The sequence below is a fragment of the Amycolatopsis thailandensis genome (assembly GCF_002234405.1).
GTDB lineage: Bacteria > Actinomycetota > Actinomycetes > Mycobacteriales > Pseudonocardiaceae > Amycolatopsis > Amycolatopsis thailandensis.
The window spans coordinates 1-22,257 of record NZ_NMQT01000062.1 but is presented as its reverse complement, the minus strand read 5'-3'; the positions used below and the strand labels follow the sequence as shown (position 1 = coordinate 22,257).

The 22,257-nt window shown below is 68.9% G+C and carries 18 protein-coding genes; 12 read left to right on the top strand and 6 right to left on the bottom strand.

The window, feature by feature from the left end; genetic code table 11:
- Positions 1–119: 119 nt before the first annotated feature.
- Positions 120–587 carry an Lrp/AsnC family transcriptional regulator gene (locus CFP71_RS18110; RefSeq protein ID WP_093935046.1) on the bottom strand — a complete coding sequence of 156 codons (468 nt, stop codon included), beginning with the start codon at positions 585–587 and terminating at the stop codon, positions 120–122.
- A 163-nt stretch (positions 588–750) separates the two neighbouring features.
- Between CFP71_RS18110 and CFP71_RS18105 the strand changes: the two genes are divergently transcribed.
- From CFP71_RS18105 to CFP71_RS44200, 6 genes are all read left to right on the top strand, one after another.
- The gene (locus CFP71_RS18105) at positions 751–4,203 is read left to right on the top strand and encodes an indolepyruvate ferredoxin oxidoreductase family protein (RefSeq protein WP_093935045.1); all 3,453 of its coding nucleotides are present in this window, start codon (positions 751–753) and stop codon (positions 4,201–4,203) included.
- 177 nt (positions 4,204–4,380) lie between these two features.
- Complete coding sequence (locus CFP71_RS18100) at positions 4,381–6,012, top strand: carboxylesterase/lipase family protein (protein WP_093935044.1); 1,632 nt, start codon at positions 4,381–4,383, stop codon at positions 6,010–6,012.
- Positions 6,013–6,498: 486 nt separating this feature from the next.
- Positions 6,499–7,422 (top strand): aminoglycoside phosphotransferase family protein, encoded by a 924-nt coding sequence (locus CFP71_RS18095; RefSeq protein WP_093935043.1) that lies wholly within the window; start codon positions 6,499–6,501, stop codon positions 7,420–7,422.
- A gap of 148 nt (positions 7,423–7,570) precedes the next feature.
- Positions 7,571–8,728, top strand: a complete 1,158-nt coding sequence (locus tag CFP71_RS18090) for an HAF repeat-containing protein (protein ID WP_093935079.1) — start codon at positions 7,571–7,573, stop codon at positions 8,726–8,728.
- 168 nt (positions 8,729–8,896) lie between these two features.
- Entirely contained in the window at positions 8,897–10,942 is a 2,046-nt protein-coding gene (locus tag CFP71_RS18085; RefSeq protein ID WP_093935042.1) for an MFS transporter, read from the top strand.
- Between the two features lie 142 nt (positions 10,943–11,084).
- Positions 11,085–11,366: a hypothetical protein gene (locus CFP71_RS44200; RefSeq protein ID WP_167406168.1), complete on the top strand. Its 282-nt coding sequence runs from the start codon at positions 11,085–11,087 to the stop codon at positions 11,364–11,366.
- A 1-nt stretch (position 11,367) separates the two neighbouring features.
- Here the strand turns inward: CFP71_RS44200 and CFP71_RS18075 are convergent, their stop codons facing one another.
- Together CFP71_RS18075 and CFP71_RS18070 are read right to left on the bottom strand one after the other, a co-directional pair.
- Positions 11,368–12,051, bottom strand: a complete 684-nt coding sequence (locus CFP71_RS18075; protein WP_093935040.1) for a GOLPH3/VPS74 family protein — start codon at positions 12,049–12,051, stop codon at positions 11,368–11,370.
- Between the two features lie 177 nt (positions 12,052–12,228).
- Positions 12,229–13,677 carry an alpha/beta hydrolase gene (locus CFP71_RS18070; protein ID WP_093935039.1) on the bottom strand — a complete coding sequence of 483 codons (1,449 nt, stop codon included), beginning with the start codon at positions 13,675–13,677 and terminating at the stop codon, positions 12,229–12,231.
- A gap of 139 nt (positions 13,678–13,816) precedes the next feature.
- Between CFP71_RS18070 and CFP71_RS18065 the strand changes: the two genes are divergently transcribed.
- Positions 13,817–14,524 carry a MerR family transcriptional regulator gene (locus tag CFP71_RS18065; protein WP_093935038.1) on the top strand — a complete coding sequence of 236 codons (708 nt, stop codon included), beginning with the start codon at positions 13,817–13,819 and terminating at the stop codon, positions 14,522–14,524.
- A 16-nt stretch (positions 14,525–14,540) separates the two neighbouring features.
- On the top strand, positions 14,541–15,215 hold the full coding sequence (locus CFP71_RS18060) for a hypothetical protein (protein ID WP_093935037.1): 675 nt from the start codon (positions 14,541–14,543) through the stop codon (positions 15,213–15,215).
- An 86-nt stretch (positions 15,216–15,301) separates the two neighbouring features.
- On the opposite strand, the gene CFP71_RS18055 is transcribed toward CFP71_RS18060, so the two are convergent.
- The 3 genes from CFP71_RS18055 to CFP71_RS18045 form a co-directional block, all read right to left on the bottom strand.
- Positions 15,302–15,757, bottom strand: coding sequence for a MaoC family dehydratase (locus CFP71_RS18055; RefSeq protein WP_093935036.1), 456 nt, complete (start codon positions 15,755–15,757; stop codon positions 15,302–15,304).
- Entirely contained in the window at positions 15,754–17,070 is a 1,317-nt protein-coding gene (locus tag CFP71_RS18050; RefSeq protein ID WP_093935035.1) for an MFS transporter, read from the bottom strand. The genes CFP71_RS18055 and CFP71_RS18050 overlap by 4 nt, the downstream gene beginning before the upstream one ends.
- A gap of 137 nt (positions 17,071–17,207) precedes the next feature.
- Positions 17,208–18,113, bottom strand: coding sequence for a LysR family transcriptional regulator (locus CFP71_RS18045; RefSeq protein ID WP_093935034.1), 906 nt, complete (start codon positions 18,111–18,113; stop codon positions 17,208–17,210).
- Between the two features lie 109 nt (positions 18,114–18,222).
- Here CFP71_RS18045 and CFP71_RS18040 point away from each other — a divergent pair, with 109 nt between their 5' ends.
- The 4 genes from CFP71_RS18040 to CFP71_RS18025 form a co-directional block, all read left to right on the top strand.
- A complete protein-coding gene (locus CFP71_RS18040) occupies positions 18,223–19,134 on the top strand; it encodes a CoA transferase subunit A (RefSeq protein WP_093935078.1) in 912 nt (303 codons plus the stop codon).
- Positions 19,131–19,901, top strand: a complete 771-nt coding sequence (locus CFP71_RS18035; RefSeq protein WP_093935033.1) for a CoA-transferase subunit beta — start codon at positions 19,131–19,133, stop codon at positions 19,899–19,901. The genes CFP71_RS18040 and CFP71_RS18035 overlap by 4 nt, the downstream gene beginning before the upstream one ends.
- A gap of 9 nt (positions 19,902–19,910) precedes the next feature.
- Complete coding sequence (locus CFP71_RS18030; protein WP_093935032.1) at positions 19,911–21,401, top strand: 3-hydroxyacyl-CoA dehydrogenase NAD-binding domain-containing protein; 1,491 nt, start codon at positions 19,911–19,913, stop codon at positions 21,399–21,401.
- Positions 21,398–22,257: acyl-CoA dehydrogenase family protein (locus tag CFP71_RS18025; RefSeq protein WP_143267107.1), on the top strand; the 860-nt coding region annotated here is incomplete at its 3' end. The genes CFP71_RS18030 and CFP71_RS18025, both read left to right, overlap by 4 nt.

The following is a 22,257-nucleotide window of genomic DNA, read 5'->3' as shown; positions in this document are numbered from 1 at the left end:
CCTCCACGCTCGACCGTGTCACCGTTGACGCCGGCGGGCAGACCGAAACCAACCCAAGCCCCGTAGGCAGACAAATGCCGGTCCACCAGAATCCGAATCGGCACTCACGACCCGCTGGATCAGACGTCGGCCTGGGGCCACTGCTGGCCCCGGGTCCACGACTCCAGCACCATCAGCGTCTTCGTGCCCGTCACCTGGTGATGCCGCCTGATCTCGTCGATGGTCCGCTGCAGGTGGCCCATGTCCCGGACCCGCAGCCAGACGAGCGCGTCGGGGTCGCCCGCGATGGTGAACACCGCCTGGGCCTCCGGCATGCGGGTGGTCGTGCGGACGATCTCGCCGACCTTGGTGGTCCCGGTGAAGCGCAGTTCGGTGAACGCCTCGATGCCCCAGCCGAGTTTGGCGTGGTCGATCTGGACGGTATAGCCGGTGATGACACCGTTCTCCTGCATGCGGTCGATGCGGCGTTTGACCGCCGCGGTCGACAGCGTGACGCGGGCGCCGATATCCCCCAGGGTGCGCCGGGCGTCTTCCCGGAGCAGTTCGAGGATCTCGCGATCGGTCTCGTCGATGAGCAGGTCCGCCATGAGCCGAGATGGTACGCAGACGCAACGGATATCGGCCAGCGGAGAAGAAGGGTCAGATTTTTTGCGCGCTGGGGATCAATAGACTGCCGCTTGTTGCGACGGCCCGGCGCGGTCGGGTCTCCTGTCGTGACGTCACGCGGGGGTGCCGAAGGAGGCAGGTCTGGTGGAGCAGTTCACGTTGGAGGACCGCTATCTGCGGGAGGACGGCACCGTCTATCTCAGCGGGGTCCAGGCGCTGGTCAGGATGCTGTTCGACCGGGTGCGCCACGACCGCGCCGCCGGGGCGTCGCCCGCCGTGTTCGTCTCCGGGTACGAGGGTTCCCCGCTGGCCGGGTACGACCTCGAACTCGGCCGCCGCTCCGTCCTGCTCGACAAGCACGACGTGGTGCACCGTCCGGGCCTGAACGAGGAACTCGCCGCGACCGCGGTCATGGGCAGCCAGCTCACCTCGTCGGTGGGCTCGTCACCCGGCGGGGTCACCGGCTTCTGGTACGGCAAGGCGCCCGGCCTGGACCGGGCGACGGACGCCCTGCGGCACGCCAACCTCGCGGGCACCGATCCGGCGGGCGGCGCGGTGGCGCTGGTCGGCGACGACCCGAACGCCAAGTCCTCGTCGGTGCCCTGCGCCTCCGAGCTCGCGCTCGCCGACCTCGCCATGCCGGTGTTCTTCCCGTCCGACTCCCAGGACGTGCTCGACTTCGGGCTGCACGCCGTCGAGCTGTCCAGGGCGAGCGGGCTGTGGTCGTCGATGAAACTCGTGGCGAACGTGGCCGACGCCGCGAGCACCGCCCACGTCCGGCCGCGGTGGACGGCGCCGGAGCTGGCCAAGGGTTTCACGCCCTACCGGCACAAGCCCACCTCGCGGCTGCTCGGGACCACGCTGATGGCGCTCGAACGCAGCCTCTACACCGAACGCGTGCCGCTCGCCGTCGAGTACGTGCGGGCGAGCGGGATCAACCGGATCGTCCAGGAAGGGCCCGCGGACCGGATCGGCATCGTCACCGCCGGAAAGTCCTATTTGGACTTGATGCAGGCGCTGCGGCTGCTCGGCCTGGACGCGGAAGCGTTGTCCCGGCACGGGATCCGGATCCTCAAACTCGGTGTCATCCACCCGCTCGAACCGTCGATCGTCCGCCGCTTCGCCGATGGCCTGAGCGAGATCGTCGTGGTGGAGGAGAAGCGCTCCTTCGTCGAGGCGGCGATCAAGGAGGTGCTTTACGGCACCGCCGGGGCGCCCGCCGTGTACGGCAAGACCGGCCCCGACGGCCGGACCCTGTGCACCGAACTCGGGGAACTCGACCCGGACGCCGTCGCCAGGGTGCTGGCCGGGCGGCTGAGCGAGCAGCACGAGATCCCGTCCGTGACGGCGTGGCGGCAGCAGCGCCGCCGTGAGCGCATCTCGATCCCGTTGCTGACCAGGACGCCGTACTTCTGCTCCGGCTGCCCGCACAACTCGTCGACCAAGGTGCCCGAGGGGACCGTGGTGGGTGGCGGCATCGGCTGTCACGCGATGGCGCTGTTCATGGAACCGGAACAGGTCGGTGACGTCGTCGGTCTGACCCAGATGGGCGGCGAGGGCGCGCAGTGGCTCGGGATGGAGCCGTTTGTCGACGCGAAGCATTTCGTGCAGAACATCGGCGACGGCACGTTCACCCACTCCGGCAGCCTCGCGGTGCGGGCGGCGGTGGCCGCCGGGGTGAACATCACGTACAAGATCCTCTACAACGCGACCGTCGCGATGACCGGTGGCCAGGACGCCGTCGGCGGGCTCCCGGTGGAACGGCTGGCGTCGCTGCTCCTGGTCGAAGGTGTCGCCAAGGTGGTCATCACCAGCGACGAGCCGAAACGGTTCCGCGGGACGCGCATGCCCGACGGCGTCGAGGTCCGACACCGTGACGAACTGCTGAGCACACAAGAGGAACTGGCCGGCATCTCCGGCGTGACCGTGCTCATCCACGACCAGGAATGCGCCGCGGAGAAGCGCCGCAAACGCCGTCGCGGAAAGCTGGAGACCCCCGCCACCAAGGTCGTGATCAACGAACGCGTCTGCGAAGGATGCGGTGACTGCGGCGAGAAGTCGAACTGCCTGTCGGTGCAGCCGGTCAGCACCGAATTCGGCCGGAAGACCACGATCCACCAGTCGTCGTGCAACGTGGACTATTCGTGTCTGGCGGGGGACTGCCCCTCGTTCATGACGGTGGTGCCCACCGGGCGGAAACACCGGCGGCGGGCCGGGGAGATCACCGCGGCCGAGTTGCCCGCGCCCGAGACCGGCGGCACCGACTTCACCGTGCGGATCACCGGGGTCGGCGGGACCGGCGTGGTCACCGTCGCGCAGATCCTCGCCACGGCCGCCGTGATCGAGGGCAAGCAGGTCCGGACCCTGGATCAGACCGGGCTCGCGCAGAAGGGCGGCGCCGTCGTCTCGGATCTGAAGATCACCGCCGGGCCGACACCGCAGGCGCCGAAGCTCGCGGCCGGGGAATGCGATCTCTACCTGGCCTGTGACGTCCTCGTCGGCGCCGACCCGGCGCATCTGACGGTGGCGGACCCCGGCCGGACCACCGCCGTGGTCTCCACGACCGAGGTGCCCACCGGGCGGATGGTCGTCGACACCACCGTGTCCTTCCCCGACGCGGCCGCCGTGCGCGGGGCGATCTCGGAGAACTCGGCCAGGACCGTGGCGCTGGACGCGCGAGCTCTGGCGGAAACCCTGTTCGACGACGACCAGTTCGCCAACATCCTCCAGCTCGGCGCGGCGCACCAGACCGGCGCCATCCCGCTGGACGCGGCCAGCCTGGAGCGCGCGATCGAACTCAACGGGGTCGCCGTCGCGGGCAACCTCCAGGCCTTCCGGCGGGGTAGGCAACTCGTCGCCGATCCCGACGGGCTGCACACGGCTGTCGCCCCGCCCGCCGTCGCCGCGGCTCCCGCTCCGTCTGCGGCCACTCTTCGCGCCCGCGCGCTCGTGCAGGCCCAGCAGGGTTCGGAACTCGCGCGACTGCTGGACATCCGCGTCCCCGAACTCGTCCAGTACCAAGATGTCCGCTACGCGCGGGAATACGCGGAATTCGTGGAACGGATCCGGGTCCTGGAAGGGGATTCGACCGCCGTCACCGAGGCGGTGGCGCGCAACCTGCACAAACTGATGGCCTACAAGGACGAGTACGAGGTCGCGCGGCTTTCGCTCGACCCCGCCGTGATCGCGGGCATCGAGGCGGAGTTCGGGGTGGGCAGCCGCTATGCCTACCGCCTGCACCCGCCCGTGCTCCGCGCGCTCGGGATGAAGCGGAAGATCGCGCTGGGCCCGAAGTTCCGCCCGGTGTTCGTCGCGCTGCGCGCCGCCCGGAAGCTGCGCGGCACGCGCTGGGACCCGTTCGGCAAGGCACACGTCCGGAAGGTGGAGCGGGAACTCGTCACGCAGTACCGGGAGACGATCCTCGCCGCGTTCGGCACCGAAGCCGCCGATCGCGGCAGGCTGCTCGCGTTGGCCGAGCTGCCCGATCTGGTTCGCGGTTACGAGGACGTCAAACTGGCGAACGTCGAGGCCTACCGGCGGGAACAGTCCGCGCTCCTCGCCGATCTCGTACCCGGAAAGACCCGGATCAATTCCTGACCGGTGATTTCCGTTGTTTCCGCGGTCTTCTTTCCCGTATTCCTTCCTGGCTGAATCCGGGCCCCGGCGAAGACCATCTTGACCGGGATTATGACCATTCCCGGGCGGCCGAATGGAGGTTGTGGCTTTCTCGGTGGTGGCAAGACTGGAGATCATCGCCACCGCGGAGGAGGACGGATGAGACTCGACAGAAAGGTGGTGGCCGCCGTCGCGGCCACCATGCTGATCGCGACGCCGTTGACCGGTTCGGCGTCCATGGCCAGCGATCTGATCAAGGCGGATCCACCCGCGCCGGTCTGCTCACCGGGCACCACGGTGAAGACGGACGACGGTCCGGTGTGCGGCGTCAAGGGCGCCGAAGTCACGTCGTGGCAAGGGATCCGTTACGGCGCGCCGCCGACCGGGGAACTGCGCTGGAAGGCGCCGCGCAGGCCCACTCCGTGGACGGAGACCTTCGCCGCGACCACCGAAGGCAACCAGTGCGCGCAGCCGGCGAGCGTGGGCCCGGCCACGGACAACGAGGACTGCCTCAACCTGACCGTCCGTGCGCCGGCCAAACCGGGGCCAGGGCCGCTCGCGGTGATGGTGCAGATCCACGGCGGCGGGTTCCTGCTGTTGAAGCCGCAGGACGCGAGCCGCCTGGTGACCGGGGGCAACGTCATCAGCGTGGAGGTCAACTACCGGCTCGGGATCTTCGGGTTCCTGGCCCACGAAGGTTTCGGTGAGCACGCCGGGAACTACGGATTGCTGGACCAACAGGCCGCTTTGCGCTGGGTGCAGCGCAATATCGCGCGGTTCGGTGGCGACCCGCACAACGTGACGATCTACGGTGCTTCCGCGGGTGGTTCGAGCGTCTGCGCCCATACGACCGCGCCGAGTTCGGCGGGATTGTTCCAGCGCGGCATCGCCCAAAGCGGGGAGTACAACTCGCTGCTCGGCGTGGATACCGTCTGGCAGGCACAGGATTGCAAGTCGAAACTGCCCACCGAGGAGCAGGCGCACCGCGCGGGCGCGAAGTTCGCCGCCGGTGTCGGCTGCGGCGTCGAGGCCGAGGCCGCCGCGTGTCTGCGCAAGGTGCCCGCGGCCGCCCTGCTCAAACAGGCGGATCACGGACGGGAGCCCGGCAACGGCACGATAGCGCCCATCGTGGACGGGAAGTTCCTGCCGATGTCGCCGGGGGAGGCGTTCGCCACCGGGCGCGTCAACGACGTGGCACTGATCCACGGTGTGGACCGCGACGAGACCCAGCTGCCCTCCGCGTCCACTCCGGCCGACTACGAAAAGCTCGTGCTGCAGCAGTATGGCGAGCACGCACCCGCCGTCCGCAGGACTTACCCGCTGAAGCGGTTCCCGACGCCCGCGCCGTTCCTCGCCTACCGGACCCTCGTGGCCGACTCCAATTCGGTCTGCCCCTCCGTGCTCAACAGCGAACGGCTGTCGAAGCACATCCCGGTGTTCGCCTACCAATTCGACGACACGGACGTTCCTCCGCAGTTCTTCCTCGACCCCACCAAACCGAACGGCGCCTATCACATCGCCGAAATGCTGTTGCTGCTCCCGGGCGGCGACAAGCTCACCCCCAATCAGCAGGTCCTGTCCGACCAGTTGCTCACCCAGTGGACCGGATTCGCCCGCACCGGCAATCCCACGGTGGACGGGGCACCCCGTTGGGATCCCTACACCGAGGACAATCCCGTCGTCATGGCGCTCAACGCCGCCGGTGACAGTCAGCTCACCACCGAGATTCCACGGCAGCACCACTGCAAGAAGCTCTGGGACCCGCTGACGCCGTTCAACGCGAGTCACTAGCCGAAAAGGACTTGCGCGGGCGGGAAGAGCTGTCACGATCGACGGACTTCTTCCCGCCAGGCCGTACTTGGCCGGGGTGGTCGTGAGTGGCGATCGGGGTTGTATTGAGAGGTAGGTCAAATGTGGTGTGATCGAGTCTCCTGCCGAGCAGGGCTTTCGCGGCCCGGCCTGAACTGGCCTGCGGGAGCAGATCGCGACTTCGGCCGTCCACATGAGACATCGCTTCCAGCTGGAACGCCCGTTTTGGGTACTTTGCGTGGCTTCGCTAAGGGGTCGTGAGTGATAAAGATGGTTAGAACCCTCTTTATCACTCACGACCCCACGCAGAAAGGCCCATATGGGCATAAATCGGACTCTCACTCGCCACTAAGTGTCCCATGTGGACACTCGGGCCGCGACCGGCCCGCAGGCCAGTCCGAACCCTCTTTGTCACTCACGACCACCCCGACCGGCCAGGACACGGCCGTCCGAGCAAGGATCCCGGATTTGAGCAGCATTCCCGACCTGGGGCCCGTGCCCCAGCGCATCACCGCCGACGCGGCGCAGGTTCGCCGGTTGATCGGGGACCAGTTCCCGGAGTGGGCCGGCCTCCCGGTCCGGCCCGTTGCCAAGGGCGGCTGGGACAACTTCACCTTCCGGCTCGGCGACGCGATGGTGGTGCGTCTGCCGAGCGCGGCCGAGTACGCCCTGGCCGTCGACAAAGAACAGCACTGGCTGCCGCGGCTCGCCCCGTCACTGCCTCTCCCCATCCCGATCCCGGTGGCGAAGGGGAGTCCTGGGGCGGACTACCCCTTCCCGTGGTCGATCCATCCGTGGCTTCAGGGCGAACCCGCGACCGCGGACCGCATCGCCGACCCGGTCCGCTTCGCCCTCGACCTGGCCGGGTTCCTGGCGGCCTTGCAAGGCATCGATGCCGCGGACGGCCCCCAGCCGGGTAAGCACAACTGGTTCCGGGGCGCCACGTTGCGCACCTACGACGCGACGGCGCGGCGCGCGCTCACGGCGTTGGACGGCCACATCGACGTCGACGCGGCCCGTGAGATCTGGACGACCGCGTCGGACACTCCTTGGGACGGGAAGGACCGCTGGTTCCACGGCGACGTGGCTCAGGGAAACCTCCTGCTCGACGGCGGGGAGCTGGCGGCCGTCATCGACTTCGGGACCTGCGGCGTCGGCGACCCCTCGTGCGACATGGCCATCGCCTGGACGCTGCTGACCGCCGACGGCAGGCAGGCGTTCCGTGAGCGGCTGTCCGTCGACGACGCGACCTGGGCGCGCGGACGTGGCTGGGCCCTCTGGAAGGCGCTGGTCGCTTGTGCTCAGACCCGGGGCCGGTCCGATGAGGAATCCGTGAACGCGCGTCGCGTCCTTTACGGAATCTTTTCCGAATACGCCTCCGATCATCGTTGAGGGCAAAAGTACCGCCGAATTCCCGCCTTTCGGCTGTTCGTGTGGAACGTGATCGTGGCACGAGCAATTTCTGACGCGATTGCTTTACGGTCGCACCGGGGTCCGCACAGCGCAGGTGAACCGGAATCAGGAATGGGGAGTCGTCATGATGAGGAATCGTGTGCCCGCGGGACGAAGACGGGCGTTGTCGTTGGCGGCGGCGGTCGTCGTGGTCACCGGCTTGACGGCGGGGACGGCGCGAGCCACCACGGTCGGGCCGGTGGATCTCGGCACGCTGCCGGGCGACGACGAGAGTACGGTCCTGGCGGTCAACGAGGCCGGGGTGATGGTGGGGCTTTCGCAGGCGGGCTCGAACCCGAGGCGCGATCATCCGGTGCGCTGGGACGCCACCGGACAGATCACGGCGCTGCCCACACCGGGCGGCACCGAGGGCCAGGTGCGCGATATCAACAGCATCGGTGTTTCAGCCGGCTACGTGCTGACGGCGGGCACCGCGGTGCCGACCAGGTGGGACGCCGCGGGGCAGGCGACGCTGCTCCAGCTCCCGGCCGGCTATCACAACGCCCTCGCGTGGGCGATCAGCGACACGAACGTCGTGGTCGGGAGCTGGTCTACCCCGGGCAACCAGTACCACGGCTTCCGCTGGGACCCGGATGGCACGGTCACCGACCTGGGCGCCCTTCCCGGCGAGACCTGGAGCATGGCCGAGGACATCTCCGCCGACGGCTCCATCATCACCGGCGGCGCCAACCGCGCCGGGGCGAACCAGGCCGCGCGGTGGGTGAACGGCGGTCCGCTCACCGAGCTGGAGCCGCAAGCCCTGAACAGCGGGACACATGTGATCAACGACAGCGGCGTGATCGCCGGGACCGTGCGTGACACCAGCGGCGGGCCCACCATCCCCGCGAGGTGGGACCAGGCAGGCGTGCGGCATCCGATGGAATGGCCCAGTCCCCACGTGGTCTGGGTCTACCAGATCGGCTCCACCGGTTACGTGGTCGGCTCCGGCTATCTGTACCCGCCGAAGCGGTCGGCCTTGCTCTGGGACCTCGACGGTCACGTCACCGCCCTGCCCGACGACGGCAAGGGCGCCGACGCCGAATCGGTCAACGCGGACGGCACCGTGGCGGGCACCTTCAAGAGCCAGGCGACGGTCTGGTTCCTCAACGGGGAACGCAGGCAGCTCGGTACGTTGCCCGGCGGCACCGGCAGCCGGGGCTACCGGATCACCGACAGCGGTCGCGTCGTCGGGACCGCGTACACCGCCGCGGGCAAGGGCCACGCGGTGTACTGGACGCTCGACTGACCGACCCCAAGTCCGTGAAGGACTCCTTGAGGGACCCAGAGTCCCTCAAGGAGTCCTTCACGGACCGTCCTTTTCGGACCTCCTGAGGACCACCGGATCGGGTGATCATCGAAGTGCGCCGGCCCCCCGGCCTGTCTTACGTTGGATGCCCGACGTGAGGGAGACTCGATGACCACGACCGCCGAGGTCGGCAGACCGGACGTCACCCCGCCGGTACTGAGCCGCAAGCGCAGGAACGCGGTGTTCGCGGCGGTCATGCTCGGGATGTTGCTCGCGGCGCTCGACCAGACGATCGTGGGGACAGCGCTGCCGACGATCGTCGGGGATCTCGGCGGGGCCGGGCATCTGTCGTGGGTGATCACGTCCTACCTGCTCGCCGAGACGATCATGACCGTCGTCGTCGGGAAGCTCGGTGACCTGTTCGGCCGCAAGCTGATGTTCCAGCTGTCGGTGATCGTGTTCACGGTGGGCTCGTTCTTCTGCGGGTTCGCCGACGACGTGATCTGGCTCATCGTGGCCCGCGCGGTCCAAGGGCTCGGCGCGGGCGGTCTGATGGTCACCGCGACCGCGCTCGTGGCCGACGTCGTGCCGTTGCGCGAGCGGGGCAAATATCAGGGCATCCTCGGTTCGGTCTTCGGCGTCGTCACGGTGCTCGGCCCGATGCTGGGCGGGTTGTTCGTGGACCACCTGTCGTGGCGGTGGGCGTTCTACGTCAACGTCCCGATCGCGGTCGTCGTGCTGATCGTGGCGGCGAGCGCGATGCCGAGCGTGAAGGCCGCGGCGAGGCCGGTGATCGACTATCTCGGCATCCTGCTGATCGGGCTGGCCGCGACCGGGCTGACCCTGGTCACGAGCTGGGGCGGCACGCAGTACGCGTGGGATTCGCCGACGATCATCGGGATGTCGATCGGCTCGGTGATCCTGCTGGTGCTGTTCGTCCTCGCGGAGAAGCGCGCGAAGGAACCGACCCTGCCGATGCGGTTGTTCCGGAACCCCGTCTTCACCGTTTCGGCGATCCTGAGCTTCGTCGTCGGGTTCGCGATGCTCGGTGCGCTGTCGTACCTGCCGACGTATCTGCAATACGTCCACGGCATCTCGGCGACCAGTTCGGGGGTGCGGATGCTGCCCATGGTGATCGCGCTGCTGGTGGCCGGCATTTTCGCGGGCAACATCGTCGGGAAGACGGGGCGGTACAAGGTCTTCCCGATCGCCGGCGGGGTCGGGCTGACGCTGGGCCTGTACCTGCTCTCACGGTTGACCCCGACGAGCGGGTTCTGGGAGATGTCCCTCTACTTCGCCGTCCTCGGCCTGGGAATCGGCTTGAGCATGCAGGTTCTGGTCATCGTCGTGCAGAACACCGCCGACTACCGCGACCTGGGCGTGGCGACCTCCGGCGTGACGTTCCTCCGGTCCTTGGGTTCCTCGTTCGGAGCGGCCGTCTTCGGCACGATCTACGCCAACCAGCTCGCCCCGAACATGGCCGCGGCGGGCGCGGAACACCCACTGCCTGCCGGAATCGACCCGAGAGCCGTGCAGGTCCCGAACGCGCTCCACGCCTTGCCTGATTCCGTGTCGGCGCCGTATATCCAGGCGTACAGCGATTCCTTGCACACGGTGTTCCTCTATGCCGCACCGGTCGGGCTCGTGGCGCTGGTGCTCGCCTTCTTCCTCAAGGAGGTCCCGCTGCGGGACACCTCGCGAGCCGCGGCGCCGGATCTCGGCGAGGGTTTCGCGATGCCGGAGTCGGGCAACGGAGACCAGGACCTCGAACGCGCCGTCGGCCGATTGCTGGCACGCGACGGAAAAGCGGCTTCTTCCGGAGTCCTCATGAAGTCCGGCTGCGAACTCGACACCGGCGGGCTGTGGTGCCTGGGGCAGGTCCGGCTCCGGGAACGACGGGACAAACCCACGTCCTTGACCGTGATCGGCGATCGCTACGGCATCCCGCCCGAGGTGTTCGAAGCCGCCTTCGCGCGCCTGGAGTTCACCGGGCACCTGGTCTTCAAGTCCGGGGAATGGGCCACCACGGAGGCGGGGCGCGCCGAACTCGAAAAGCTCATCCGGGCGTGGAAGAACTGGCTGGCCGAGCGACTGCGGGACTGGGGCCTGGAAGGACACGACGAACTCGACGCGGCGCTCGGCCGGGTCGCGAACCGCATCCTGGACCAGGCCGCCGAAGACCAGCCGAGCGGGAAGCACGCGGCCGCCGTCTGAGCGATGCCGCGGCTTGGAGGCAACGTTGCGAAAGTGGCTTTCGCAACGTCACATACCCAGGATCCCTCAAGGAGGCCTTCACGGACTTCCGTAGTCCCGCAGGAAAAGGCTTCGGTTGGGGGCTCCGGAGGAGAGTCCGTCGTTGGGCAGTCCGCGAACGGTGGTGCGCGGCCAGCGCGTCCGGGGCGGGGCCGCCGAGCATCCCGGAGCGCAGTTCGGACGGCAGTGCCTCGACGGTGACGATCAGGTTGACCATGCCGCGCTTCTGACGGCGATCACCGTGATCGTCCCATTGAGCATCGAGGCCGCCCGGGGCGCCCGGATCACGACGACAGCGGGGAATCTGTTCCCGGGCGTGCTGATCACCGGCACGTTGTCAGGCGTTCTCCATTCCGCGATCCGGGCGGGCCGGCTGGTGCGCTGAGCTACGTCGTGGTGGTGACGACGGTGGCGGCCACCACGGCGGTGGACACCGCGACCGCCGCGGCCGTGCGGACCACGGCGGCGTTGACGGCCTCGGCGCCCCAATTGCCGTGCTCGATCTCCTTCGCGCGCTTGTAGACCTTCGCCGACCACGCGAGAGTGGGCCGGAGCGCGGGCAGCGCGCCGCTCGCGGACAGCAAGGCGGTCACCGCGGCGGTGCGCGGGTCGGGCGTCTCGCCCTCCACCAGCACGGCGCGGATCTCGTCCCGGAGCGCCGCCTCGTGCCGCGTGTCGGCCGCGGGCAGGCGGGTCATGGGGAACAGACCGAGGACGCGCTTCTTCTCGCGCCGGATGAGGCCGCGTTCGATGAGCCTGTCGGTCAGTGTCTTCCAGAGGTCTCCGCCGATCGCGAGCAGCAGCGGCTGCACGCGCTGGGTCTTCGCGGCGATCTGGTCGTACGCGGCCTGAAGTACCGGGTCGGGCAGGGGACCGTCGCCCACCGCGATGATTTCGGGGCCGTTCAACGCGGAAGGCTTCCCCGTCTCGACCCTGCCGAGCAGGGCGAGTTCGGCGAGGACGGCACCGCCGAGGGTGTAGGGCAGGGTGCCCGCCGCCGCGGGGGTCCCGGTCTCGTCGTCGAGCAGCAGCAAGAGCAGGTCCTCGACGATCAGCAGGTCGTTCTGCACAGTTCTCCCCGTTCTCCACGACGTCCACGGAGGCGTGGACGTCCTTCGATCGTCTTACGGGGATGGCGAAGGGACCAGTGACACAGCGTCATACGTCATCGATTCGCTCGAATGGCTGGACTTCGAAGGAGGGTGCCGGGCCGGTCCTGGCGCGGACCGGCCCGGCACCAAGGGAGGTCAGGCCGGTTCCGCCACGCAGACGCGATCGTCCTCCGGCCGCTCGCCCGTGGTCAGGAACGCGGTAACCGTGTCGTTCGCGCACTTGTTCGCGCCGATCAGGTAAACGCCGTGGCCGCCTTGGTCGGCGGTGACCATCCGGGCCCGGTCACCGAGGGCACGCCGCATCTGTTCGGCACCGGCCAGTGGCGTCGCCGGGTCGCGGGTGTTCTGCGCCAGCAGCACGTTCGCCGGACCCTTGTCGCCGACCCGCACAGGCCGTTCGGCGGGCTCGGACCGCCAGAACGCGCACGGGCGGATGTTCGCCCCGGCCGCGCCGAACATCGGGAAGCGCTTCCGGTCGACGGAGACGTCGTGCAGGTAGCTGCTCACCGACCTCGGCCAGCGCGAGTCGTTGCAGATCGCGTAGAGGTGACTGGCCACCTTGTTCTCCAGGCTCTGCGGAGCGTCGGACGCGGCCGACGTCGGTGGCGGCTGGTTCGTGTCGAGCGCGTGCCAGATCGCGGCCAGTTCGGGCATCCGGCTGTCCCGGTACAAGGAACCGAAGGTCGCCAGCCGGAACAGGTTGCCGTCGTAGCCCTGTACCGGTGTCTTGTCGAGACGGCCGGCGAGGTCGAAGTACTTCGCGGTCACCGCTTCCGGGGTGGTGCCCAGACCGTATTCGGGACGCGCCGCGGCGAACTCGGCGAAGTCAGGGAATCGCTTCTCCAGGCCCGGACCGAACAGCCGGCTGCCCGTCCGGTCCAGCCCACCCGGGACCAGGTTGCTGTCGAGCACGATCCGGTCGCTGCGGTCGGGGAACAGTGTGGTGTAGACCGCGCCGAGGTGGGTGCCGTAGGAGTAGCCGAGGAAGGAGAGCTTGTCCTCGTGCAGCGCCTCGCGGATCCGGTCCATGTCGCGCGCGGTGGCCGCTGTCGAGACGTAGGGGAGCATGTTCGCCGTCTTGGACTTGGCGCACTGCTCGGCGACGGTCTTCGAGTTCCGGGCGTGCGTCACCACGTCGGACGCGTCACGCGCGAACGGCGGGATGTTGCCCCGGTACTGCTGCTCCGTCGTCAGGTCGCAGGTGACCGGGGCGCTTCGGCCCACCCCGCGCGGGTCGAAACCGATGACGTCGTAGCTGTCCAGGACGCTTTGCGGCAGTTTGAGATCGACGAGCCCGCCCGGGAAGTCGAGACCGCTGCCGCCCGGTCCGCCGGGGTTGGTCAGCAGGACACCCCGGCGCTTGTCGGGATTCTTGCTCGCCAGGCGGGAGATCGCGAGCTGGATCTGCTCTCCGTCCGGGTTCCGGTGGTCGAGCGGGACGTCGATGGTGCCGCACCGCAAGCCGGGTTTGGCGACATCGGCGGGACACTCGCCCCACTTCGGGCCGGTTCGAGCGAGTCCCGGTGGTGCGAGCACCACCGCGGCCGTGGCCGCGGCGACGACGATGGTCAAGGCTCTCCGCATGGCTTCCCCTCGGGTGACAAGTCGGGTGTCCGTCCGATTCGAGTAGAGACCGTGCCCTCGGGGCATGGTCAAGAGAGACCTTCGCCATCCGGTGATCTCGCTTGACTGTGCCCCAGGGGCATGGTGTCCACTTCGGGGGATGGCCTGGAGCACACGTGAGCTGGCGGACCTGGCCGGCACGACACTGAAGACCGTCCGCTACTACCACCGGATCGGTCTGCTGGACGAGCCGGAACGAGGGGCGAACGGGTACAAGCGCTACCGCGTCACGCATTTGATCCGGTTGCTGCGGATCCGGAGGCTCGTCGATCTCGGCGTTCCACTGTCCGACATCGAGGCGATGGAGGAGTCCGACGGGAACGCGGAACGGACGCTGCGCGCGCTGGACGCCGAACTGAAGGCGAGCATCGAACGGCAGGAGCGCATGCGGGAGGAGCTGGCGTTGATCCTGGACCGCCGCAGCCTCGTCGACCTCCCACCGGGCTTCGACGGGAACGTCGCCGAACTGTCCGAGGTGGAACGCTCGATGCTGATGGTCTTCTCGCGAGTGCTGGACGCGGAGACGATGGACGTGATGCGGGAGTTGCACGCGGCGCCTCGTCCTCCGGCGCAAGCGGAGTTCGACTCGCTATCGGCCGACGCGGACGAAGCCACCAGGCAACGGCTGGCCGAGGAGCTCGCGCCGGTCGCGCGCGACCAGATCGAGGCACAGCCGTCCTTGACGGACGTCAGGACCCGGGTGGCGATGACCGAACCGACGGTCCTCCGCGGCCTGGTCGAGCTGTACAACCCGGCCCAGCTGGACGTCCTGAGGCGACTGAACGTCCTCCTCGGAATCGCGCCCTGAAGGAAGAGAAAGGACCATGAAGAATCTCAAACGACGGTGGCAGCTCGGCAAAGTCAGGCCCGGCGACGGGAGCGCGCTCCCCGAGTACCGGCTCTGGCAGCTGTTTTCCCGGTCGATGCTCTTCCTCGATCTCGTGACGCCGTCCGGGGAAACCCGCGTGTACGCGGTCGACGTCCGGCACATGGTCGAGGCGAAAAGCCGGCAGCAGCACGAGAACGCCGTCGGGAAGAGCCCGGCCGCGCTGTACCGGGACGGGGTCCAGATCCATCGGTCCAATCTGCCGACGGCGTTTCCGGTGCCCGGCGGTGTCATCGAAGTCGCCACCAGCGCGTTCGGGATGAAACGCGTCCACTTCGTCGCCGAAGACGGCACCGAACGCGCGCTACGCCCACACGATCGTTCGCAGGAAGGACTCCGGGCGCGATTCGGGCGGCGCTTTCCGCGCACGAGCGCGGCTGTCGGCGTGGTGACCTTGCTTGTCCTCCTGACAGCGCTCGTCATCAGCCTCATGCATGGTGCCGAGGCCGTCACCCGGGTCCCGGCGATCGCCGAGCTCGTCGGCAGGTTCGTCTCGCCGGTCGATCTGCCCGCGTGGGGGAACGTCGTCCTGACCGTCGCCGGTGCGCTTTCCGCCGTCGAACGCGCCACGAGACTCCGGTTCAACCGGTTGCTCGACACCGTTTCTTCCTGACCGGGGCGGGGCCGGGGTCGCGACCAGTGTCATGAGGGGTCCCCATAGGACGAAAAGTGTCCTATGGGGACCCCTCATGACACGCTTCACGAGTAGTAGCGCGTCACCGATTCCGCGACACAAGCCGGTTTCTGCGAACCTTCGAGCTCGAACGTGAAGGCACGCACCATTTGCACGCCGTTGCGCGGCACCGCGGTCACTTCCAGCACGGACGCGTGCAGCCGCACCCGGCCGCCGACCGGGACCGGCGCGGGGAACCGGACCTTGTTGAGCCCGTAGTTCAGCGCCATGCCGACACCGGTGACGCGCAGCAGTTCGGCGAACATCGGGATGCCCCAGCTCAGCGTCATGTAGCCGTGGGCGATCGTGCCGCCGAACGGACCCGCCGCGGCGCGAGCCGGATCGGTGTGGATCCATTGGCCGTCACCGGAAACCTCGGCGAAGGTGTCGATCAGCTCCTGCGTCACGCTTCGCCAGGCCGAAGTGCCGAGATCGCGTCCCGCCAGCGCCTGGATCTCCTCGATGCCGTTCGCGGTGATCATCGGGTCACCGCCGCGGCGGCCGGGGCGGGCTCTTCGGCGCGCTCGTCGTAGTTGGGCCGCTTCAACAGCGCCAGCATGCAACCGAGGGTCAGCAGGACCTGGAACACCGCGAACACGATCACGGCGGTGATCGAGCCGGTGAGGTTGAGCAGGAACTGGCCCACGATCGGTGTCGTGCCGCCGAGCAGCGTGCCGCAAAGCTGGTAGCACAGCGAAATGCCGGTGTAGCGCACGTGCGCGGGGAACCGGCTGGCGAGCATGCCCGCGAGCGCGGCGTAGTAGAGGCAGTGCGGGACGGTCGCGACGACGACGCCGACCATCGCCGAGGCGTAGTCGCCGGTGCTGATCAGCAGGAACATCAGCGGCATGAGGATCAGTTCGGGCAGAAGCATGATCGAGACCGCGCGGCGCCAGCTGGTCATCTTCGTGACGATCACCGCGCCCCACGGCTGCACCAGGATCTGGGTGATGTTGGCGACCAGGATGATGGTGAGGAAGGAGCTGCGGCTGAAGCCGATGTCCGAAGTCGCCCACGAAAGCGCGAAGGTGGACTTGAAGTAGGTGGCGGAGAGGCCGATGGTGCACGCGCCGATGCCGAGCACGATCAGCATCGGGTGGTTGCGGAGCACCTCGGTGAGTGGCAGCTTGGCGACCTTCTTGGCCTCGATCAGGCCCGCCATGGCCGGGGACTCGGTGACCTTCAGGCGGATGAACAGTCCGACCACGACCAGCAGCGCGGAAGCGAGGAACGGGATCCGCCAGCCCCAGCTGACGAAAGCCGCGTCCGGCAGCTGGCTGATGGCGAGGAAGCTGACCGTGCTGAGCGTGTTGCCCACCGGAGAACCCTGCTGCGCGAAGGCGCCGTAGAGGATCGACTTCCCCTTGGGCGCGTGTTCGGAGGCGATGAGCACGGAACCGCCCCACTCACCGCCGAGCCCGATGCCCTGGATCATCCGGATCACCACGAGCAGGATCGGCGCGGCGATCCCGATGGTCGCGTAGCCGGGCAGCACGCCGATCAGGGTGGTCGAGATGCCCATCAGCAGCAGCGTGATGACCAGCGTCTTCTTGCGGCCGAGTCGGTCGCCGATGTGGCCGAAGATGATCCCGCCGAGCGGCCGGGCGAGGAAGCCGACCCAGAAGGTCGCGAACGCGACCAGGGTGCCGATCGCTCCGTCGAGTTCGGGGAAGAAGACCTTGTCGAACACCAGCGCGGAAGCGGTGCCGTAGATGTAGAAGTCGAACCACTCGATGGTCGAGCCGATGAACGCCCCGATTCCCGCGCGTTTCGCGGTCGCATTCGCCGCACCCATGCCGTCTCCTTGGATCGCCGTTGTTCCCGGGCACGGCGACCCCCGGCGCCAACGTCCCTGTTCTGGCCGGAACCCTGCCAGCCGTCACCGAGACACGTCCAATACTGAATAGGCCACTCAGTAAGTGCTCTCCAGTATCAATCGCCGCTGGGCGCAGGCGTGGGCAGCGCCTCCTCGGCGACCGCGAGCACGGTCCGCAGCGCGGCGGACGGGTTGTCCGCGCGCCAGGCCAGCGCCGCGTGCAGGCGCATCGCCTTCCCGGCGAGGCGCCGGTAGACCAGCCCGGTCTGCTGGATGTGCTGGCAGGAGGTCAAGGTCAGCGTCACGCCGACGCCGGCCGCGACGAGCGCCAGGATCGTGTACGAGTCCGGCGCCTCCTGAACCACTTTCGGAGTGAACCCGCCCTCGGCGCAGGCCTTGACGGTGGCCTCGCGAACCGTGGAACCCGCGTTCGAGGGGAAGCTGACGAACACCTCGGACGCCAGCTCCTCGATGGGGATGCGCTCGTGCCCGGCCAGTCGGTGATCCGACGGCAGCGCGCAGATCAGCTCCTCCTCGTCGATCACCCTGGCCCGCACCCCCGGCTGGGTGACCGGCAGCCGGACGAAGCCGAGGTCCAGCGAGCCATCCGCGACGCGGTCGAGCGCCACGTTGGCGTAGGTCTGCCCGCGCATCACCAGTTCGAGCCCGGGGTGCGCGGCCCGGACCGCCCTGGTCAGCAGCGGCAGCGACTCGTGGCTCGACGCCCCGGCGAAACCGACGGTCACCCGGCCGAACTCGCCGCGCCCCGCCGCCTTCGCGGCACGAGTGGCCAGGTCGAGGTCGTCGAGCACGGTGCGGGCCGGAGCGAGAAAAGACTCGCCCGCGCTGGTGAGGCGCACCGACCGGGTGTTCCGTTCGAACAGCGCCACCCCGAGTTCGCGTTCGAGCTGGCGGATCTGCTGGCTCAGCGGCGGCTGTGCCATTTGCAGGCGCTTCGCCGCCCGGCCGAAGTGCAGTTCCTCGGCCACCGCCAGGAAGGCGTTCAGATGACGGAACTCCATGTCGCACCTCGATTATTCAGTACTCGATATCAATATGACCTTAATTCGGTATTGGACTCTGCACAATGCCACCTGGCACGGTGAACCCGTGACCGACAAGACCACCACGATGGCCGAGGCCGTCGCTGCCTTCGTCCACGACGGCGACACCGTCGCCCTCGAAGGGTTCACGCATCTGATCCCGACAGCGGCGGGGCACGAGATCATCCGGCAGGGCCGCCGCGACCTCACCGTGGTCCGGATGACCGCGGACATCGTCGTGGACCAGATGCTCGCGGGCGGCTGCGTGCGCAAGCTGGTGTCCTCGTTCGTCGGCAACTCTTCGGCGGGCTCGCTCGGGGAACTGCGGCGGCGGATCGAGCGCGCCGACCCCGAGCCGCTGGAGTTCGAGGAGTACAGCCACTACGGGATGATCGGCCGCTACCTGGCCGGTGCGCAGCGGCTGCCGTTCTACCCGGTGCGTTCGTACGGGGGAAGTGATCTGCCGTCGATCAACCCTGGTCTCCGCAAGGTGCGCTCGCCCTACGACGACGGCGAGCAGGTCTACGTGGTGCCGCCGGTCAACCCCGACGTCACGATCGTCCACGCTCAGCGGGCGGACCGTTCGGGCAACACCCAGGTCTGGGGCCTGACCGGGATCCAGGCCGAAGCCGTGTACGCGGCGAAGAAGGCCGTGGTGGTGGTCGAGGAGGTCGTCGACGACGACGTCATCCGCCGCGATCCCAACCGCACGCTCATTCCTTCGCACGCCGTCGACGCCGTGGTGGCCTGCCCTCGTGGCGCGCATCCGTCGTTCGCGCAGGGCTATTACGACCGCGACAACGCGTTCTATCGCGGCTGGTCGGCGATCAGCGCGGATCCGGCGCGTCTGCGAGAGTGGCTGGCGGAGTGGGTGCTCGGCACCCGGGATCACCCGGAATACGTGGCGAAACTGGGCGAGGGCCACTGGGCGGGGCTCGCCGTCGACGACGCGCTGAGCCTGCCGGTGAACTACGGGAAGCGAAGGGAGAACGCGCGATGACGTCCACAAAGGACATCACCTCGTCCGAGCTGCTCTCGGTGGTGGCTTCCCGGGAACTGGCAGGGAAACGCACCGTGTTCGCCGGGATCGGCCTACCGACGCTGGCCGCGTCGCTGGCTCATCTGACGGTCGCGCCGGACCTGGAGATCGTCTACGAGTCCGGGGTCTGCGGCGCGCATCCCACGCAGCTGCCGGAAACCATCGCCGACGCCGTGCTGATCACCGGCGCCGAGGCGGTGCTGTCGATGCCCGCGCTCTTCGGGAACGTCTTGCAGGGCGGGCACATCGACGTCGGTTTCCTCGGCGCCGCGCAGATCGACCGATGGGGGAACCTGAACTCGTCGGTGATCGGCGACTGGGCCGACCCCTCGGTGCGGTTGCCCGGCCCGGGCGGCGCGATGGAGGTGATGGCGAACTCCGGCGAGGTCTTCGTCGTGATGCGCCGCCACGACCCACGGTCCTTTGTGGACAAACTGGACTTCTGTACTTCACCCGGACCCGATCGCGCGCTGGCCGACGGCATCCGGCCATTGGGGGCGGGGGTCACCAGGGTGATCACCGAACTCGGCATCCTCGCGCGGCGAGGGGTGGGCGAACCGCTGCGGCTGGTCGCCGTCCACCCCGGCGTGACGGCCGGCCAGGTGCGCGCGGCCACCGGCTGGCCGCTGGAGGTCGACGCCGACCTGGCCACGATCGAACCGCCCGCGGCCGCCGAACTCCGGCGGCTGCGCGAAGAAGTCGACCCCGGTCGCGTCTACCTGCGCTGAGGAGTGAACATGCGGATCAGGGTCATCGGAACCGGCGTGATGGGCCGGGGGATCGCGCAGTGGGCGGCGACGGCGGGGCACACCGTCGAGCTCGCCGACGCGCGGCGCGAGGCTGTCGGCGAGGCGATCGACTTCGTCGCGCGGCTGCTCGACCGCGCGGTCGTCAAAGGACGCATGACGGAATCGGAGGCGGGCGAGGTCCGCTCCAGGCTCGTGCCGCTCGACGTGGTTTCGGCGCCGGGCGACGGCGTCGACCTGGTGATCGAAGCCGTCCGAGAAGATCTGGACACCAAGGCCGAGTTGTTCACCAGCCTGGAAGCGGTGCTGCCGTCCACGACGATCTTCGCGACGAACACGTCCTCGCTGCCTGTCACCCGGATCGCCGCGACGCTGGCCGATCCGTCGCGGCTGGCCGGGTTGCACTTCTTCAACCCGGTACCGCTGATGAAGATCGTCGAGGTGGTGCCGGGGGCGTCCACCCGTCCCGACATCCCCGGAGTACTGGCCGAACTGGTGCGCGCGTCCGGCCATCGCGCGGTGACGGTCGCCGACACTCCCGGCTTCCTGGTCAACCACGCCGGGCGCGGGCTGGTCACCGAGGCTTTCGCGCTCCTGGAGGACTCGGTCGCCGAACCGGTGGTGATCGACCGGATCGCCCGTGACGTACTCGGGCTGCGGATGGGCCCGTTCGAGCTGATGGACCTGACCGGTCTCGACGTGACGGCCGCCGTCATCGACTCGATCTGGACCGGGTTCCGGCATTCCGACCGGCTGCGGCCCTCGTTCCTCACCCCGAACCGGGTGGCCGCCGGGCTGTACGGCCGCAAGAGCGGGCGCGGGTTCTACGACCACCGGCCCGGCGCCGAGGTCACCCCGGAAGAACCGGTCACCGCTCTTGAGTGTCCATTGTGGATCGCCGGATCGGGGCCGGACGCCGACGCCTTGCGCGCGGCACTGCCGGCGGCGTCGGACGAGTTGACCCCCGAAGCCGTCGTGCTGGTCCCGACGTGGGGCACCACGGTTTCGGCGGCGATCGCCGCGCTCGGGCTGCCCGCATCCCGCACGTTCGGCGTCGATCCGCTTTCGCTGACCGTTCGCCGCCGGGTGCTGGCCGTGACCCCGGCATCGGACCCGGACGCGGTCCGCGCGGCCGTCGGTGCCTTGGGCGCCGGGTCGGTCTCCGTGGTGCGCGACACCGCCGGTTCGGTCGCGCAGCGCCTGCTCGCGTCGATCGTCTCGGTCGCCGCGTCGATCGCGGAACGTTCGCTGGCCACCCCGGAGGACATCGACCTGGCCGTCACGGCCGCGCTCGGCTACCCCGCCGGACCGCTCGCGTGGGGCGATCGCGTCGGCGCCGTCCGCCTGCTCGAACTCCAAGACCGGCTGCACGAGAGCACCGGCGACCCGCGGTACCGGCCGACGCGCTGGCTGCGGGAACGCGCCGAACTCGGCCTGCCCCTGACCGCGCCCGCCTACCCGCTGGAGAAGGAAACACCGTGATTTCACCGGATTTCGGCCTGACCGAGACACAACGCGACATCCGCGCCATGGCCGCGCGGTTCGTCGACGAGGAGATCGTCCCGCACTCGGCGGAGTGGGACCGCGCCGAACAGGTCGATCGCGGCATCGTGAAACGCTTGGGAGAGCTGGGTTTCCTCGGCCTGATGGTCCCCGAGACCTACGGCGGGGTGGACGCGGACATGCTGTCCTACGTGCTGGTGACCGAGGAACTGGGGCGCGGCGACTCCGCGGTGCGAGGGATCGTCTCGGTGTCGCTCGGCCTGGTCACCAAGACCATCGTGACGCACGGGACGGACGAGCAGCGGGCGCGGTGGCTGCCGCGCCTCGTAAGCGGTGACGCTCTCGGCTGCTTCGCCCTCACCGAGCCGGGCACCGGCTCCGACGCGGCGTCGGTCAGCACCCGCGCCACCCGTGACGGTGGCGACTGGGTCCTCGACGGCGGAAAGATGTTCATCACCAACGGAACCTGGGCGCAGGTGGCGCTGACCTTCGCCCGCACCAGCGAACGCGGCCTCACCGCCTTCCTCGTGCCGACCGACTCGCCGGGCCTGACCGCGCGGGAGATCCACGGCAAGCTCGGCCTGCGCGGCCAGGCGACCGCCGAGCTGACCTTCGACGGCGTGCGCGTGCCCGACTCGGCGCGGCTGGGCGAGGTCGACCGCGGTCTGGGCATCGCGCTGGGCGCGCTGTCCCGCGGCCGGGTCTCGGTCGCGGCGGGCGCCGTCGGGCTGGCGCAGGCGGGCGTGGACGCCGCCGTGCGGTACTCCACCGGGGGCACCCAGTTCGGCCGGCCGATCGGGTCAGGTCGGCAGAGCAGACGCCTTAACTCCAGTCA

Bases quoted from the DNA above. Each gene is read 5' to 3' on its own strand.
- CFP71_RS18110 (WP_093935046.1), bottom strand. From the start codon at position 587: ATGGCGGACCTGCTCATCGACGAGACCGATCGCGAGATCCTCGAACTG.
- CFP71_RS18100 (WP_093935044.1), top strand. From the start codon at position 4,381: ATGAGACTCGACAGAAAGGTGGTGGCCGCCGTCGCGGCCACCATGCTG.
- CFP71_RS18090 (WP_093935079.1), top strand. From the start codon at position 7,571: ATGAGGAATCGTGTGCCCGCGGGACGAAGACGGGCGTTGTCGTTGGCG.
- CFP71_RS18085 (WP_093935042.1), top strand. From the start codon at position 8,897: ATGACCACGACCGCCGAGGTCGGCAGACCGGACGTCACCCCGCCGGTA.
- CFP71_RS18070 (WP_093935039.1), bottom strand. From the start codon at position 13,677: ATGCGGAGAGCCTTGACCATCGTCGTCGCCGCGGCCACGGCCGCGGTG.
- CFP71_RS18065 (WP_093935038.1), top strand. From the start codon at position 13,817: ATGGCCTGGAGCACACGTGAGCTGGCGGACCTGGCCGGCACGACACTG.
- CFP71_RS18060 (WP_093935037.1), top strand. From the start codon at position 14,541: ATGAAGAATCTCAAACGACGGTGGCAGCTCGGCAAAGTCAGGCCCGGC.
- CFP71_RS18055 (WP_093935036.1), bottom strand. From the start codon at position 15,757: ATGATCACCGCGAACGGCATCGAGGAGATCCAGGCGCTGGCGGGACGC.
- CFP71_RS18050 (WP_093935035.1), bottom strand. From the start codon at position 17,070: ATGGGTGCGGCGAATGCGACCGCGAAACGCGCGGGAATCGGGGCGTTC.
- CFP71_RS18045 (WP_093935034.1), bottom strand. From the start codon at position 18,113: ATGGAGTTCCGTCATCTGAACGCCTTCCTGGCGGTGGCCGAGGAACTG.
- CFP71_RS18040 (WP_093935078.1), top strand. From the start codon at position 18,223: ATGGCCGAGGCCGTCGCTGCCTTCGTCCACGACGGCGACACCGTCGCC.
- CFP71_RS18035 (WP_093935033.1), top strand. From the start codon at position 19,131: ATGACGTCCACAAAGGACATCACCTCGTCCGAGCTGCTCTCGGTGGTG.
- CFP71_RS18030 (WP_093935032.1), top strand. From the start codon at position 19,911: ATGCGGATCAGGGTCATCGGAACCGGCGTGATGGGCCGGGGGATCGCG.